Below are 15810 nucleotides of genomic sequence, written 5' to 3' on the forward strand. Positions count from 1 at the left end.
TCGTTACTCCGTCACTGCCTCAGAACGAGGCGGATCAGCCACTGGATGATCTGGTCGAAGCCGGCCAGGATCAGGCTGATAATCGCCACGGCGATGATCACGATCCAGGTCAGGCGAATCGCCTCCTGGCGCGTCGGCCAGACGACCTTGCGCATCTCGAAGCGGGTCTCCGAGAAGAAATCACGGGTCTTGTGACCCTTGTCCGTCGTCAGGAAGACCGCGGTCGCGCCTACGACGCACAAAGCGACGATGATGCTGCGCACCGGCGTGGCCAGCTGCGCCTGGAACCAGTAAAAGGCAAACACGCCGGCGACAACGAGCAGGATCGCGGCGGCGTACTTGGCGAGGTCCGTCGAAGACGCACCCTTGGATTGTTCAACTCTGCTGTTCAATTCCCGGCGACTCATCGGTTTGCGACTGCTCGGTTGACGGGGCGGATCAAGATGCGTCCGGACCCGCGCGGACAACTCCGCGAATGGCACGCCAGGAGGGACTCGAACCCCCAACCTGCGGTTTTGGAGACCGCTGCTCTGCCAATTGAGCTACTGGCGTACGGATTGGAACAACAACCGGCTTCGGACACCCTTAGACGGCGAAGGCGGACCGGGGTTCCGGCCCGCCTTGTCGCGGCCTCGACGGGGTTGGCACCCTGCAGAAACCACTGTATCCCGGCTCACGCCGGAATGAACGCCGGCCCGGGTGTGCAGTTGCACACCCGGGCCGTCGGATCACTTGATGATCTTGGCCACCACGCCGGCGCCGACGGTACGGCCGCCTTCGCGGATCGCGAAACGCAGGCCTTCGTCCATCGCCACCGGGTTGATCAGCGTGACCACCATCTTCACGTTGTCGCCCGGCATCACCATCTCGGTGCCTTCCGGCAGTTCACACGCGCCCGTGATGTCGGTCGTGCGGAAGTAGAACTGCGGACGGTAGCCCTTGAAGAACGGCGTGTGACGGCCGCCTTCGTCTTTCGACAGGACATAGACTTCGGCCTCGAACTCGGTGTGCGGCTTGATCGAACCCGGCTTGGCCAGCACCTGGCCACGCTCGACGTCGTCACGCTTGGTGCCGCGCAGCAGCAGACCGGCGTTGTCGCCTGCCTGCCCCTGGTCGAGCAGCTTGCGGAACATCTCGACGCCCGTGACGGTCGTCTTCTGCACCGGACGGATACCGACGATTTCGATTTCTTCGCCGACCTTGATGATGCCGCGCTCGATACGACCGGTCACGACCGTGCCGCGGCCCGAGATCGAGAACACGTCTTCGACCGGCATCAGGAATGCCTTGTCGACGTCGCGCTCCGGCTCCGGGATGAAGGTGTCGAGGGCGTCGACCAGCTTCAGGATCGACGGCACGCCGATCTCGCTCTGGTCGCCTTCCAGCGCCAGACGGGCCGAGCCGTGGATGATCGGGGTGTCGTCGCCCGGGAAGTCGTACTTCGACAGCAGCTCACGCACTTCCATCTCGACCAGCTCGAGCAGCTCGGCGTCGTCGACCATGTCGGCCTTGTTCAGGAACACGACGATGTGCGGCACGCCGACCTGACGCGAGAGCAGGATGTGCTCGCGGGTCTGCGGCATCGGGCCGTCTGCAGCCGAACACACCAGAATCGCGCCGTCCATCTGCGCAGCGCCGGTGATCATGTTCTTGACGTAGTCGGCGTGACCCGGGCAATCGACGTGTGCGTAGTGACGCACGGCCGATTCGTATTCCACGTGCGCCGTCGAGATCGTGATGCCGCGCGCCTTCTCTTCCGGCGCCGCGTCGATCTGGTCGTAGCCCTTGAACTCGCCGCCGAAACGCTCCGCACCGATCTTCGTCAGCGCCGCGGTCAGCGTCGTCTTGCCGTGGTCAACGTGACCAATCGTGCCCACGTTCACGTGGGGCTTGGTGCGCTCGAACTTACCCTTTGCCATGGCTGCTCTGTCTCGAAATCTGGTGAGGTGGTGACTGCGTGCCGCGTCGGATCCGCACTGGAAGCGGACCCGCGGAGGATGGTGCTCACGAAAGGAATCGAACCTTCGACCTCCTCCTTACCAAGGAGGTGCTCTACCGACTGAGCTACGTGAGCAACGATGTGGAACTGGGGAACTATGGAACGTTCAATGGAGCGGGAGAAGGGAATCGAACCCTCGTAATCAGTTTGGAAAACTGAGGTTCTACCATTGAACTACTCCCGCACCGGGACCCGCCTACCGCATTACAACCTGTCGCACTGCACTTGTTTCCACCACATCGAAAGATGGTGGAGGGAGGTGGATTCGAACCACCGAAGGCGTAAGCCAGCAGATTTACAGTCTGCCCCCGTTGGCCGCTTGGGTATCCCTCCGGCGCTTTCGTGTTGCCGGTGAAAACAGCCCGCGATTTTGGGGCCAGTTCCCGGTTCTGTCAACGCCGGAAGGCGCTGGATTTCACCGGACCCGCTGCGTGGCCAATGACCTGTGCAGACGGGCGCGCATCTTAACCGGCCCAGCGCCCGGGCGCCATGGCCACGTGTGCGATCCGATGGCATTTGCCCGCATTTCCCTTACAGGAGGCGCCCGCAGGCGCCTCTTGCTCGACGGTCCCGACCGCAAGCGATCAGACGTTGAAACGGAAATGCATCACGTCACCGTCCTTGACGATGTACTCCTTGCCTTCGAGGCGCCATTTGCCGGCTTCCTTCGCGGCGGATTCGCCGTTGTAGCGGATGAAGTCGTCATAGCCGACCACTTCGGCGCGGATGAACCCCTTCTCGAAGTCGGTATGGATGACAGCGGCCGCCTGTGGCGCGGTCGCGCCGATCTTGACCGTCCACGCGCGCACTTCCTTGACGCCCGCGGTGAAGTAGGTCTGCAGGGTCAACAGGCCGTACGCCGCGCGGATCACACGATTCAGTCCAGGCTCGTCGAGCCCCAGATCGGTCAGGAACGCGTCGCGGTCCGCGTCGTCGAGCTGCGAGAGTTCTTCTTCGATCGCCGCCGACACCGGCACCACTTCGGCGCCCTCGCCCACCGCGCGTGCACGCACGGCGTCGAGGTGCGGATTGTTCTCGAATCCATCCTCGAGCACGTTGGCGATGTACAGCACGGGCTTCGCGGTCAGCAGGAACAGGTCGCGGATCGCCGCGTTGTCGTCGTCGGACAGTTTCAGCGCGCGCACCGGCTGGCCGTCGGCCAGGCCCTTGTGCACGCGACCGAGCACTTCGGCGCGGATCTTCGCGTCCTTGTCGCCGGTCTTGGCCGACCGCTCGGCGCGCTGCAGCGCGCGCTCGACGGAGTCCAAGTCGGCCAGCGCCAGCTCGGTATCGATGGTCTCGATATCGGCGATCGGGTCGACCTTGTTGTTGACGTGGATGACGTCGGGATTCTCGAAGCAGCGCACGACATGCGTGATCGCGTCGACCTCGCGGATGTGCGACAGGAACTTGTTGCCCAGGCCCTCACCACTGGCCGCGCCCGCGACGAGGCCGGCGATGTCGACGAACTCGACCGCCGTCGGCAGCACCTTCTGCGGCTTGACGATCGCCGCCAGCGCGTTGAGGCGCAGATCCGGCACCGGCACGATGCCGACGTTCGGCTCGATGGTGCAGAACGGGAAGTTGGCCGCGGCGATGCCCGCCTTGGTCAGCGCATTGAAGAGGGTCGACTTGCCGACGTTCGGCAGGCCGACGATGCCGCATTTGATGCCCATTGCTGTGTCCGTGATCCGTGATTCGGGATTCGTGATTGATGATTCGCACGCAGATCGCGCCTTCGAACCACCAATCACCAATCACCAATTACGGCTTCACCGTGTGCAGCTTCGTCATCGCATCCATGAAGTTGCCGTCCATCGCGAGGGGCAGAACGTCGATCGCAGCATCGACCGCGCGGCCGATCAGAATGTCGTCGTCAGCGTTCGCGCGGCCCAGCACCCACGGCGTGACCTTGTCCTTGCTGCCCGGATGCCCGATGCCGATGCGCAGCCGGTGGAAGCGACCGTGGCCGAGCAATTGCATCGTGTCGCGCAGTCCGTTCTGGCCCCCATGCCCGCCGTCGAACTTGAGTCGGGCGGTGCCGGGTGGCAGATCCAGTTCGTCGTGCGCCAGCAGCGCCTGCTCGGGTTCGAATTTCCAGAATCGCAGCGCGGCGGTGACCGACTTGCCGCTGAGATTCATGAAGGTGGCCGGCTTCAGCAGCCAGACCGGCTGACCGGCGATGTCGATCTTCGCGGTCTCGCCGAACAGCTTGCTGTCGAGCCGGAACGACGCGCCCGCCCTGGCGGCGAGTTCGTCGACAAAACGGAACCCGGCGTTGTGCCGGGTCCGTGCATATTCGGGACCGGGATTGCCCAGCCCGACGATCAGTCGCAGTCCTGCCATCGATACGGCAACGCAGGCGCGCCCGAAGACGCGCCCGCGCGACGATTACTCGTCGTCCTTCGCGGCCTTGGTGGCCGGGACATCGGCCGACGCCTCGTCGGTCTCTTCTTCCGGCTCGGCTTCCACGCGGCCGTGCTTGGCGACGACGACGGCGACGTCGTGGTCCGCGCCCAGCGCCAGCTCGGGGATCTCGACACCCTTCGGCAGCTTGACCTGCGACAGGTGGACGATGTCGCCCACGACCATCTCACCGAGATCGATCTCGATGAACTCCGGCAGATCGCCCGGCAGGCAGGTCACGGTGACTTCGTTGAGCTCGTGCGTGATCACGACGTCGGCAGCCTTGCCGGCCGGCGAGGTGTCTTCGTTGAGGAAGTGCAGCGGCACGGCGGTGCGGATGGTCTCGTTCGCGTTCACGCGCTGGAAGTCCAGGTGCATGATCTGCTGCTTGAACGGATGGCGCTGCATGTCACGCAGCAGCACCTTCTGGACGTCGCCGTTGAGGCTCAGGTCGAGGATCGAGGCGTAGAACCACTCGTGCTGGCTGGCGAGCCAGACATCGTTGTGGCTCAGCTCGATGCTGACGGGCTTGAGGTCGCCGCCGTAGACGACGGCAGGCACGTTGCCGGCAAGACGGAGGCGGCGGCTCGCACCCTTCCCCTCGTCTTCGCGGCGCTGCACCTTGATTTCATGCGTGGTAGCCATTTTCTGTATTCACTTTTCTGGATTGATACCGCCTCGCGGCGGTGAAGCGTCTCGTCCGCGACCAGACGAGACGTTGCAGCAGGTCAGTCGACGTAGAGCGAACTGACCGATTCTCCGAACGCGATCCGGCGGATCGTCTCGGCCAGCAGCTCGGCGACACTGAGCTGGCGGATACGCGTGCAATTGCGCGCGGCCTCCGATAGCGGGATGGTGTCGGTGACCACCATCTCGTCGAGCTGCGATTTGTTGAGGTTGTCGATCGCCGGGCCCGACAGCACCGCGTGGGTGCAGTAGGCGACGACCTTGGTGGCGCCCTGCGCCTTCAGCGCGGCGGCCGCGGCGCACAGCGTGCCGGCGGTGTCGACGATGTCGTCGACCAGCACGCAGGTCTTGCCGCTCACATCGCCGATGATGTTCATCACCGTGGAGACGTTGGCGCGCGGACGGCGCTTGTCGATGATCGCCAGGTCCGCATCGTCGAGGCGCTTGGCGATCGCACGGGCGCGCACCACGCCACCCACGTCGGGCGAAACCACAACCATGTTGTCGGTGCCGTGCGCGCGCCAGATATCGGCCAGCAGCAGCGGCGAGGCGTAGACGTTGTCGACCGGAATGTCGAAGAAGCCCTGGATCTGGTCGGCGTGCAGGTCGATCGTCAGCACCCGGTCGGCGCCGGCGGCGGTGACCATCTTCGCCACGACCTTCGCAGTGATCGGCACGCGCGTCGAACGCAGGCGGCGATCCTGGCGCGAGTAGCCGAAGTACGGAATCACCGCGGTCACACTGGACACCGAGGCGCGCTTGAGCGCGTCGATCAGCACCAGCAGTTCCATCAGGTTCTCGGCCGACGGCGCGCAGGTCGGCTGGATCACGAAGACATCCTGCCGACGCACGTTCTCTTCGATCTCGACCTGCACCTCGCCATCGGAGAACGTCGACACCAGCGCCTTGCCCTGGCGCACGCCGAGTTCGCGGCATACGGCCTTGGCCAGCGGGCGGTTCGAGTTACCCGAGAAGATCAGGAGATTGCGTTCTTCTTTCATGTCTGCAGTTCCGCGTCGCTCTGACCGAGCGGATGGAGGAGTGGCCGTGCCGGCACGTGTGAACCGGTACGGATATCAGGGGCGGCAGGATTCGAACCTGCGAATGCCGGGATCAAAACCCGGTGCCTTAACCACTTGGCGACGCCCCTAGAAAGCGGTGATTCGTGGCTGCCGATTCGGGAAATGCGTTCCGAATCGACAGCCACCAGCCACCGCCCTCAACCTCCCGCTTCGAGCGCATCCAGCAGCGGCGAGCGCGCCGCGCCGCCGACCACGCGGGACGACACACGCGACGCGACCTGCGCCAGCGCGGCCTCGGCGGATTCGCGCGTGGCGAACTCGACGAAGCAGCCGCTGCCCGTCCCGGTCAGCCGCGGCGTTCCGACCTCTGCAAGCACCTGGAAGACCGCCTCGACGGCGGGTTCGCGGCAACGCAGGACCGGCTCGAACGCGTTGCCGAGCAATGCACCTGAAACGAAGTCCGCCATTGTCGCGGGTGCAGCATTTCGCGTCAATTCAGGGGCCTGGAACAAGCCCGCGGTATTCACGTGAACCCCGGGATCGGCGAGCAGATACCACGCAGGCGGCAGGTCGATCGGAACGAGCGACTCCCCGATCCCTTCGGCCCATGCGTTGCGACCGCGGACGAAGACCGGCACATCGGCGCCCAGCGCGAGTCCCAGCGCCGCCAAGCGGTCCTTTCCGAGGTCGAGGCGCCACAGATGATCGAGCGCGCGCAGGACCGTGGCGGCGTCAGAAGAACCGCCGCCAAGACCAGCCCCGGACGGAATTCGCTTTTCGACGCCGATGTCGACACCTTGCGCCACATTCGCTTCTTTTTGAAGCAGAAGCGCCGCCCGCACGACGAGATCATCCGCCTCGGCGAGGCCAGGCACGGAATCGCCGATCCGGCGGATCCGGCCATCGGCGCGCGCCCGCAGACGGATCGTGTCGCCCCAGTCGAGCATCCGGAACACGGTCTGCAGCGCGTGATAGCCGTCATCGCGGCGGCCCGTGATACGCAGGAACAGGTTCAGCTTGGCCGGCGCCGGCCAGGTCGACCAGCCGGCCTCTGGTTTCACGCCGCTCATGGCGTCAACGGCGGGTCTGCGGCGTCGACGGGCGACCAGCTGTCCACGATGAGGCGGACGCGCGCATCGCCGCGCTGCGCGTTGATGCGGATCGGCAACGCGGGCACAGCGCCTGCGTCAGGCGCGGGCTGCCATTCCAGGTAATCGATGGTCCAGCCGTCCTGCTGCACGCGCGCCAGCCGGCCGCCGGCGTCGAACGCGACCTCGGCAGGGCCGGACACAGCGACATCGGCCCGCGCGCCGGCAGCCCAGGCGGCCATCGCGGCGACGGGAATCTCGAAGCCGGTAGCCTCGCGCAGCAACAGACCGACATCGGCGCCCTCGCGCGGGCCACCCTCCAAGCCGTCGATGCGCGCGCCTTGCGGACCGCCCTGCAACTGCCAGCTCTGCCGGGTGACGGGCGCGCTCAAGGTCACGCGATAGTCGCCGCCGGTCTGCAGCCATTCGATGCGTCCGCTGCCGCCATCGCGTCCATTGGACATCGCCACGCGGCCGTTGAACGCGAGCTGCGGCAGCGCGCGCACCACGGTTTCACGCGCCACGAGCCGTGCCTGCGCATCGGCAAGCGCGGCGGGCGCGAGATCGACGGTCTGCAGCGGCGGCCGTACCGGCACGCTGGTACAGGCGGCGAGCCCCAACGCCGCGACCGCGGCGACCATGATCCCGAGCTTCATGCGCCGGTCTTCTCCAGCGCGCGGATCAGCGAGCGGTTCTCCGGATCGATGCTGCGGGCTTCGTCGAAATACTTGCGCGCTTCGTCCTGGCGACCGAGCACCCACAGCACCTCGCCGATGTGGGCGGCCACTTCCGCATCCCGCATCATCGAAAACGCACGGCGCAGTTCGACCAGCGCGTCCTCGTTGCGGCCAAGGCGATACAGCACCCAGCCATAGCTGTCGATGATCGCGGCATTGTCGGGCTCCGCCACGCGCGCGCGGTCGATCAGCTCCAGCGCCTCGGTGTAGCGCGTGGTGCGGTCGGCGAGCGTGTAACCCAGCGCGTTGAGCGCAGCCACGTTCTCGGGATCGGCGACCAGTACACGGCGCAGATCGGCTTCGGCACGCGGGATGTCGTCGCGACGCTCCCACATCAATGCCCGCGAGTAGAGCACCGCCGGATCGTCCGGCATCGCGGCGAGGCCGCGGTTGTAGACATCGAGTTCGGCCGGGTCGTCGCCCTGCTGCCGCAGCTCGGCTTCGAGCAGATACGCGTTGCGGCGCATGTCCTCGTCGGACGTGCCATCGGTCTGCAGTTCGCGCAGCCGCGCCCAGGCATCGTCCCGGCGACCGAGCTCGTGCAGCACGCGGGCGCCACGCAGCCGCGCCTGCGCGCGTTCGGGGCCGCCGGGTACCGTCTGGTACCAGTCCAGCGCTTCGTCGTACTGCTCCAGGTACTCGGCCATCTGCCCCAGCAGCAAGCGCTGCGCCGGATTCGGCGTCAACGCCACCGCCTTGACCTCTTCGTAGAGCGCGGCGAGCGCGGTCTTGTTCTCGGCGCGCGCCATCAGCGACGCACGCAATACATAGGTGCGGCCGTCCTGCGGGCCCATCGACAGCGTGCGCTCGGCATCGGCGAGATCGCCCAGCGCTTCGTATTCACCGGCGATGCCCATCCGCAGATCCGGGCCGATCAAGGCCGCATCGCCGAGGGCGGCCAGGGCCTGGCGTGCCTCTTCCGGACGTCCGGACTCGCGCAGCTGGCTCGCGCGCAGCAGCGCCACGCGGGGTTCGCCGGGAAAACGCGCGACGATGTTCTCGAGGATGCGCTCGGTCAGATCGGTGCGGTCCAGCCGCTGGGCGAGGCCGCCGAAGGCCATCCAGGCCTGCAGCGTGTCCGGAATCGCGCCGCTGTCGACGAGTTGCCCGAGCAGGCGCGCGGCCTGGGCCTGGTCGCGGGCGCCGCCGCCCAGCACGGTGAACGCATGCCGCCAGCCCGCCGGATCCTCGCTGCGCAGCATGACTTCCAGCTGGCGGCGGGCCACGCGGTCGCGACCGGCACGCAAGGACAAGGTGGCCTCGGCGGCGTGCATCGGCAGCGAGTCGGGCGCGTGGCGTCGCCACAGGTCCAGGGCCTGCGCGGCGCGGCGATCGTCGCCGGCGAGCAGGGCGATGCGGGTGGCGCGCTCGGCCAGGCCGGGGTCCCCATCAGACTGCCGGGCGGCGTCGAGATACCAGTTGGCGGCCTCGTCGAGGCGACCGGCCTGGACCGCGAACTCGCCGGCAAGTGTGGCGCCGAGCAGATCCTGGTGCAGCGTATCGTTACGGTCGAGATCGCCGCGCTGGGCGTGGGCCGCGCAGGCCAGTCCCAGCAGGGGCACCAGCAGTGCCGCGCGCAGCCGCGCGGTCCGGGGCGGAGAGAAAACGGGCATCTGGAGCAACCGGGCCGTAAAATGGGCGCCTTCGTCCGCAGCTTATCGCAAGCGCCTGAACGGAATCGCCTTCCGACAGGCACGCCAGCCCATGAGCCTTTACGCACTCGGCATCAACCACCAGACCGCGCCGGTCGCCCTGCGCGAACGGGTGGCGTTTGCCGGCGATGCGCTCGATGCGGCGCTGGCCCAGCTGCGTGCGTTGCCGGCGGTGCGCGAGGTCGCGTTACTGTCCACCTGCAACCGCACCGAGCTGTATGCGGTGTGCGACGACGACGGCAGCGCGCTGGCGCACTGGCTGGCGACGCATCCCGGCGACGATGCGTCGCTGGCCGGCGGCTCGCTGCAGGCCTATCTGTACCAGCATCGCGGCGCCGATGCGGTGCGGCATCTGTTCCGCGTCGCCACCGGTCTCGATTCGCTGGTGCTCGGCGAGCCGCAGATCCTCGGCCAGGTGAAGCAGGCCTGGGCCAGCGCGCGCGCAGCCGGCACCCTCGGCAGCGATCTCGACCGCGTGTTCCAGCATGCCTTCGTCACCGCCAAGCGCGCCCGCAGCGAAACCCGCATCGGCAACAGCCCGGTGTCGGTCGCATCGCTCGCCGTGCGGCTGGCGCAGGAATCCTTCGCACGCCCGGCCGATTCGGCCGTGCTGCTGATCGGCGCGGGCGAGACCATCGAACTGGCCGCGCGCCATCTCGCGCAGGCCAACGTCAAGCGCCTGCTGATCGCCAACCGCACCTACGCGCACGCGCAGGAACTGGCCGCGCGCCACGGCGGCATCGCGCTGCCGCTCGACGAACTCGACCGGCATCTGTTTCTCGCCGACATCGTGCTGTCGGCGACCGCCAGCCGCACGCCGATCATCGGCCGCGCCCAGGTCGCCGCGGCGTTGGACGCACGCAAGCACCGGCCGATGCTGCTGATGGATCTGGCAGTGCCGCGCGACATCGCGCCCGAGGTGGCCGAACTGCGCGACGTGTTCCTCTACACCGTCGACGATCTGGAACGCACGCTCGACGACAACCGCCGCGGACGTCGCGAAGCCGCCGCGGATGCGGACGCGATCATCGACCTGCAGGTCACCCGCTTCAGCGAATCCAATGCCGCGCGCGGCCGGCTGGCGCCGGTCAAGCGTCTGCGCGCGCACGGCGAAGCAGTCCGCGGCGAAGCCCTCGCCCGCGCCCGCCAGCAGCTTGCCGCCGGACAATCACCCGACGCCGTGCTGGAACTGCTGGCGCACACCCTGACCAACCGGCTGCTGCACCTGCCCACTGCCGCCCTGCGCGAGGCCGCGCTGCGCGGCGACGACACCTTGGCCGACAGCCTCGACGCCTTGCTGCCGCCCGAACCCGAGCCCCGGACACCCGATGCTGCCGACCCTGCGCCGTAAGCTCGAAGCGCTGGCCGAACGCCGCGAAGAACTCGAACGCCTGCTGTCCGACCCTGCGACCGTCGCCGACCAGGCGCGTTTCCGCGCCCTTTCGCGCGAGTTCGCCCAGCTCGAGCCGCTGTCGAGCGCCCTGGCCGACGAGCGCCGCGCGCTCGACGATCGCGACGCCGCGCGCAGCCTGCTCGACGACGCCGACATGCGCGAAATGGCCGAGGAGGAGATCGCCGCCGCCAACGCGCGCCTGGAAACGCTGGAAGCCGATCTGCTGGCGCTGCTGGTGCCGCGCGACGCGCGCGACGAAGGCGGCTTCTATCTCGAGATCCGCGCCGGCACCGGCGGCGACGAAGCGGCGATCTTCGCTGGCGACCTGTTCCGCATGTACCAGCGCTACGCCGAGCGGCAGGGCTGGCGCGTGGAAGTGGAATCGGCCAGCACCGGCGAACACGGCGGCTTCCGCGAGGTCATCGCCGCGGTCGACGGCAGCGGCGCGTACGCGCGGCTCAAGTTCGAGTCCGGCACGCACCGCGTGCAGCGGGTGCCGGAGACCGAATCGCAGGGGCGTATCCACACCTCGGCCGCGACCGTCGCGATCATTCCGATCGAAGATGCCGGCGAGCCGATCGAGCTGAATCCCGCCGATCTCAAGGTCGATACCTTCCGCTCGTCCGGTGCCGGCGGCCAGCACGTCAACAAGACCGACTCGGCGATCCGCATTACCCACATCCCGAGCGGCGTCGTCGTCGAATCGCAGACCGAGCGCAGCCAGCACGCCAATCGCGACAAGGCGATGAAGCGCCTGCGCGCGATGCTGGCCGAGGCCGAGGCCGAGCGTCGCGCAGCCGCGACCGCCGAGGTGCGCAAGCTGCAGGTCGGCAGCGGCGATCGCAGCCAGCGCATCCGCACCTACAACTATCCGCAGGGCCGGATCACCGACCATCGCATCGAGGGTCTCACCCTGTATGACCTGCCGAACGTGCTGGAAGGTAATCTCGACGGACTGATCGCGCGGCTGTCGCAGGAACACCAGGCCGACGAGCTGGCGCGCATGACCGCGCAGTGAGCGCGCGTGCCGGGCGGCGCACATCGCCGCTGGCGCACGATGTCTCCGTTCCATGCGCTGCGGTACCCTCGCTGCATGAGCAGCCAATCCGATTTCATCCCCTTGCAGATCTGCGTGTTGACGGTCTCCGACAGCCGCACCCTCGACACCGACAGTTCGGGCGACTACCTCGTCGAGTCCTTGACCGCCGCGGGCCACGCGGTGGCCGAACGCGCCCTGTTGCCCGACGACCGCTACGCGATGCGCGCCCTGGTGTCGAAATGGATCGCCGATTCCACCGTCGATGGCATCCTCGTCACCGGTGGCACCGGTTTCACCGGCCGCGACTCGACGCCCGAAGCCCTGCTGCCGCTGCTCGACAAGGAGATGCCGGGCTTTGGCGAACTGTTCCGCGCGATTTCCTTCGATGAGATCGGCACCTCGTCGCTGCAGTCCCGGGCCTTCGCCGGTCTCGCCAATGCGACGTTCGTCTTCGCCCTGCCCGGCTCGACCTCGGCGTGCCGGACCGCGTGGGAGAAGATCGTCCAGCGCCAGCTCGACGCACGCACGAAGCCGTGCAATCTGGCGACGATCCGTCCGCGCCTGAAAGAAGTCTGATGGCGCTCGACCAGACCCTGCGCCTGCTGGTCAAGGCAAGCGGCCTGAGCGTCGGCGAACTGGCCGCGGCGATTCCACGCGCAGGCGCGGCCACGGTCTCGGCCTGGCTGCGGGGCGAAAAGACGCCCGGACAGGACCAGCTCGATGCGCTGGCGAAAGCGTTCGGGGTGCCCGCCGGCGCACTGCTCGCAACGCTTGCCAGCACGCTGGATCCGGCGCGCACCAAGGGCGAGCACGATCTGCTCGCCGCCTATCGCGCGCTCAACACCCGGCAGCAGGGCGCGCTGCTGGAAGTCGCGCGCACCATGGCACAAGCGCCGCCGCGCAAGTCGCGCGACTAGCCACCCCTCACAGGAGTCCGTGATGCAACCGCTCAAGCGCAGGGCATACGAAGCCGCCCTCGAACCCATGCAGATCGAACTGGCCGCGGTCGCACGCTGGCTCCAGCACAGCGGCCGCCGGTTGCTGGTGCTGTTCGAGGGCCGCGACACGGCCGGCAAGGGCGGCGCGATCCAGGCGATCGCCGAGCATCTCAACCCGCGCCAGTGCCATGTGGTGGCGCTGCCGAAACCCAGCGACCGCGAAGCCGGCCAGTGGTACTTCCAGCGGTATGTGACCCACCTGCCCTCGGCCGGCGAAATCGCCCTGTTCGACCGCAGCTGGTACAACCGCGCCGGCGTCGAATCCGTGATGGGGTATGCAACGCCCGCACAGGTCGACGGCTTCCTGGACCAGACGCCCGGCTTCGAACGGCAACTGGTCGACGACGGCATCCTGCTGTTCAAGTACTGGCTGGGCTGCGACCAGGCGCAACAGGAGGCGCGGTTCGCCGAACGCCTGCATGACCCGCTCAAGCGCTGGAAGCTCTCGCCGGTCGATGTCGCCGCGCGGTCGCGCTACGACGACTACACCCGGGCGCGCGACGCGATGCTGCGCGAGACCCACACCGCGCACGCGCCATGGACGCTGGTGGACTTCAACGACCAGCGCCGCGGACGCCTGACCCTGATCCGCGACCTGCTCGACCGGCTGCCCGACAGCCACGTCGACGCCCCGGCGCTCCGCTTTCCCGCGCTCAAGCGCAAGCCGCGGCAGGAGCGCTACGACGTGCTGCAGCCGATCGCGCCGTTCGAGCCCTGAGCGCGGCGAGCCTCAGGCCTGGATGTCCGGACCGCCTGCGGCCGCGATCATGGCTTCCAGGCTCTCGGCAGTCACCGGACCGAGGATCTTGTCCACCACCTGGCCTTCGGGACCGATGAGATAGGTCATCGGCAGGCCTGGCGGCGTATCGAAATCGGCGGGCGGATCGAAGGTGTCGACGATCGCGATCGGATAGACCACCGGATGCTTCTGCAGGAAGGCGCGCATGTCGTCGGGCTCGATCTCCTCGTAGGCCAGCCCGACCACCTGTACATGCTCGCGCATCGCATCGAGCGCCGAGAGTTCCGGCATTTCCTTCAGACACGGCGCGCACCAGGTCGCCCAGAAGTTCACGACCACCCACTGGCCGCGATGTGCGGCGAGGTCGAAGCTTCCGCCGTCGATCGTGTCGACCTTCAGCGCGGGACGCGCTTTCGACGCAGCCTCCACGGGCGTGGGCGCGCTATCCGCCGGTGCCTGCGCATCCACCGGCGTGGCGGCGTCACGCGCAGCGCCGTCCGCCGGGGCCTGGGCGTCGGGCTTGCAGGCGGCGAGCAGGAGGGCGAGGGCGACACAGGCGGCGAGACGGTTCATGCGGAGATCTCCGGAGATTCGTAGAGGCTGCCGACCCGCCGCTTGAGCAGGTCGCGCAGCGGAATGCGCAGGTCGTCGAGTGCGGCGGACGCGGTCACGCCCAGCGCATCGTCACGACACGGCAGATGGGCTTCGGCGACCGGAATACGCAGATCGCAGGCCTCGTAGAGCTCGCCGACACTGAGTCCATCGAGATCGCGTGCGAGGATCCACTCACCGGATTCGGCGCGCCGCAGCAGTGCGATCTCTTCGAGCTGCGCAAGCATCTGCTGCACCAGTGCGTCGGTGAGCATCGGCTCGAGCGCCTGGATCTCGTCGCTGTGCAGACCGCGCCCCTGCACGCGCGCGGCCGAGAACCGGCCCAGCATCCGCAGCAGACCGTAGAGCTCGAAACCGGCCGGCAGACGCATATGCGCCGGCTGATAGCGGAACGCCGAGATCGACGCAGCGAACGATGCGCCGAGCAGGATCGCGACCCAGCTCAGATACACCCAGAGCAGGAAGATCGGCAGGAACGCGATCTGTCCGTAGATCTTTTCGTAGGCGTCGAAGCTGCCCAGATACAGGCCGATCGCCCATTTCACGATCTCCGACAGCATCACCGCCAGCGTCGCGCCGGCCAGCGCGTGCCGCCATTGCACGGTGCGGTGCGGCACCACGCGGAAGATGGTGGTGAACGCGGCGAGCTCGATCAGCATCGGCGCCGCCCAGAGCATGAGGCCGCGCAGCAGGCGTCCCGAATCGGTGCTGAAGATCTCCAGCGCGAAGAACCGCGCCGAGACCGCCAGACTCGCGGTCGCCACCAGCGCGCCGAGCGTCAGCACGGTCCAGTAGACGAGGAAACGCCCGAACGTCGGCCGCGCCGACTTCACCCGCCAGATGCGGTTGAACGTGGTTTCCACGCTGAGCAGCGTGACCAGCACCGAGATCACCAGTGCGATCACACCGATCGTCGTCAGCTGGCCGGTATTGGTCGACAGTTGCAGCAACACCTGCTCGACCGCGCGCGCCGAGTCGGGCACGAAGTTCGAGAAGATGTAGTCGCTGAGCTGGTCGCGCCACTGTCCGAACGCCGGAAACACCGACAGCACCCCGAAGACCACCATCGACAGCGGCACCAACGCGAACACGGTGGTGAACGCGAGCGCGCCGGCGGCTTCGAACAGGCGATCGTCGAGAAAGCGCCGCCACAGAAAGCGCGCGAAACTCAGCGCGCGCGCGCGGTCGGCCATCCGTTCGGTCCAGCGGTTGAAAGTGGCGAGTGGCTCCATCGGCGAAGCGTAGCAAAGCGGTTTGCCCGGCGATGCATCGATGATGGCGTCAATGCGGCATTTCCACCGAAACGCGGGGCCATCAGCCTGGCGGGGCCGGTACCCGGGACATGCGCGCAGTGCGATTCCCCCCAACACGCCGCCCACTGCGCGAGAATGCGGGTGCGCAACGTCATCGAGTCTCCTGACGCGTCAGCGGGTCCCTG

Annotated in this window: 16 protein-coding genes and 5 tRNA genes; 5 read left to right on the forward strand and 16 right to left on the reverse strand. The window is 67.5% G+C overall.

From position 1 onward, the window contains the following. Positions 1 to 11: 11 nt before the first annotated feature. The 14 genes from secE to AC3IRM_RS12845 all read right to left on the reverse strand — a co-directional run bounded on the left by secE (position 12) and on the right by AC3IRM_RS12845 (position 9552). Positions 12 to 392: a preprotein translocase subunit SecE gene (gene secE / locus AC3IRM_RS12780; RefSeq protein WP_310151218.1), complete on the reverse strand. Its 381-nt coding sequence runs from the start codon at positions 390 to 392 to the stop codon at positions 12 to 14. A gap of 84 nt (positions 393 to 476) precedes the next feature. Beyond that, a tRNA-Trp gene (locus AC3IRM_RS12785) sits at positions 477 to 552 on the reverse strand. A gap of 176 nt (positions 553 to 728) precedes the next feature. Further along, entirely contained in the window at positions 729 to 1919 is a 1191-nt protein-coding gene (gene tuf, locus AC3IRM_RS12790; protein WP_232148027.1) for an elongation factor Tu, read from the reverse strand. A gap of 79 nt (positions 1920 to 1998) precedes the next feature. Next, a tRNA-Thr gene (locus tag AC3IRM_RS12795) sits at positions 1999 to 2074 on the reverse strand. Positions 2075 to 2109: 35 nt separating this feature from the next. Then, positions 2110 to 2183: transfer RNA gene (locus AC3IRM_RS12800), tRNA-Gly, on the reverse strand. A gap of 63 nt (positions 2184 to 2246) precedes the next feature. After that, positions 2247 to 2332: transfer RNA gene (locus AC3IRM_RS12805), tRNA-Tyr, on the reverse strand. 251 nt (positions 2333 to 2583) lie between these two features. Continuing rightward, on the reverse strand, positions 2584 to 3675 hold the full coding sequence (ychF, locus tag AC3IRM_RS12810; RefSeq protein ID WP_489203482.1) for a redox-regulated ATPase YchF: 1092 nt from the start codon (positions 3673 to 3675) through the stop codon (positions 2584 to 2586). A gap of 88 nt (positions 3676 to 3763) precedes the next feature. Next, positions 3764 to 4345 (reverse strand): aminoacyl-tRNA hydrolase, encoded by a 582-nt coding sequence (pth, locus tag AC3IRM_RS12815; RefSeq protein WP_489203483.1) that lies wholly within the window; start codon positions 4343 to 4345, stop codon positions 3764 to 3766. Between the two features lie 45 nt (positions 4346 to 4390). After that, entirely contained in the window at positions 4391 to 5050 is a 660-nt protein-coding gene (locus AC3IRM_RS12820; protein ID WP_489203484.1) for a 50S ribosomal protein L25/general stress protein Ctc, read from the reverse strand. Between the two features lie 83 nt (positions 5051 to 5133). Continuing rightward, positions 5134 to 6093, reverse strand: a complete 960-nt coding sequence (locus tag AC3IRM_RS12825) for a ribose-phosphate diphosphokinase (RefSeq protein WP_489203485.1) — start codon at positions 6091 to 6093, stop codon at positions 5134 to 5136. 76 nt (positions 6094 to 6169) lie between these two features. After that, positions 6170 to 6242, reverse strand: a tRNA-Gln gene (locus tag AC3IRM_RS12830). A gap of 69 nt (positions 6243 to 6311) precedes the next feature. Continuing rightward, positions 6312 to 7184 (reverse strand): 4-(cytidine 5'-diphospho)-2-C-methyl-D-erythritol kinase, encoded by an 873-nt coding sequence (ispE, locus tag AC3IRM_RS12835; protein WP_489203486.1) that lies wholly within the window; start codon positions 7182 to 7184, stop codon positions 6312 to 6314. Then, entirely contained in the window at positions 7181 to 7858 is a 678-nt protein-coding gene (gene lolB, locus AC3IRM_RS12840; RefSeq protein WP_489203487.1) for a lipoprotein insertase outer membrane protein LolB, read from the reverse strand. Before lolB ends, ispE begins: the two co-directional genes overlap by 4 nt. Beyond that, positions 7855 to 9552, reverse strand: coding sequence for a tetratricopeptide repeat protein (locus AC3IRM_RS12845; protein ID WP_489203488.1), 1698 nt, complete (start codon positions 9550 to 9552; stop codon positions 7855 to 7857). Before AC3IRM_RS12845 ends, lolB begins: the two co-directional genes overlap by 4 nt. 91 nt (positions 9553 to 9643) lie before the next feature. Between AC3IRM_RS12845 and hemA the strand changes: the two genes are divergently transcribed. The 5 genes from hemA (at position 9644) to ppk2 (ending at position 13739) form a co-directional block, all read left to right on the forward strand. After that, the gene (gene hemA / locus AC3IRM_RS12850; RefSeq protein ID WP_489203489.1) at positions 9644 to 10942 is read left to right on the forward strand and encodes a glutamyl-tRNA reductase; all 1299 of its coding nucleotides are present in this window, start codon (positions 9644 to 9646) and stop codon (positions 10940 to 10942) included. Continuing rightward, a complete protein-coding gene (gene prfA, locus AC3IRM_RS12855) occupies positions 10920 to 12002 on the forward strand; it encodes a peptide chain release factor 1 (RefSeq protein ID WP_489203490.1) in 1083 nt (360 codons plus the stop codon). Before hemA ends, prfA begins: the two co-directional genes overlap by 23 nt. Before the next feature lie 75 nt (positions 12003 to 12077). Then, on the forward strand, positions 12078 to 12599 hold the full coding sequence (moaB, locus tag AC3IRM_RS12860) for a molybdenum cofactor biosynthesis protein B (protein ID WP_489203491.1): 522 nt from the start codon (positions 12078 to 12080) through the stop codon (positions 12597 to 12599). Then, positions 12599 to 12940, forward strand: coding sequence for a helix-turn-helix domain-containing protein (locus tag AC3IRM_RS12865; protein WP_489203492.1), 342 nt, complete (start codon positions 12599 to 12601; stop codon positions 12938 to 12940). Before moaB ends, AC3IRM_RS12865 begins: the two co-directional genes overlap by 1 nt. Positions 12941 to 12962: 22 nt before the next feature. Beyond that, a complete protein-coding gene (gene ppk2, locus AC3IRM_RS12870) occupies positions 12963 to 13739 on the forward strand; it encodes a polyphosphate kinase 2 (protein ID WP_489203493.1) in 777 nt (258 codons plus the stop codon). A gap of 12 nt (positions 13740 to 13751) precedes the next feature. Here the strand turns inward: ppk2 and AC3IRM_RS12875 are convergent, their stop codons facing one another. Continuing rightward, positions 13752 to 14333 carry a TlpA family protein disulfide reductase gene (locus AC3IRM_RS12875; RefSeq protein ID WP_489203494.1) on the reverse strand — a complete coding sequence of 194 codons (582 nt, stop codon included), beginning with the start codon at positions 14331 to 14333 and terminating at the stop codon, positions 13752 to 13754. Continuing rightward, the gene (locus tag AC3IRM_RS12880; protein ID WP_489203495.1) at positions 14330 to 15604 is read right to left on the reverse strand and encodes a YihY family inner membrane protein; all 1275 of its coding nucleotides are present in this window, start codon (positions 15602 to 15604) and stop codon (positions 14330 to 14332) included. The genes AC3IRM_RS12875 and AC3IRM_RS12880 overlap by 4 nt, the downstream gene beginning before the upstream one ends. Between the last annotated feature and the right edge of the window lie 206 nt (positions 15605 to 15810).

The organism is Luteimonas sp. KH_071, assembly GCF_057838005.1.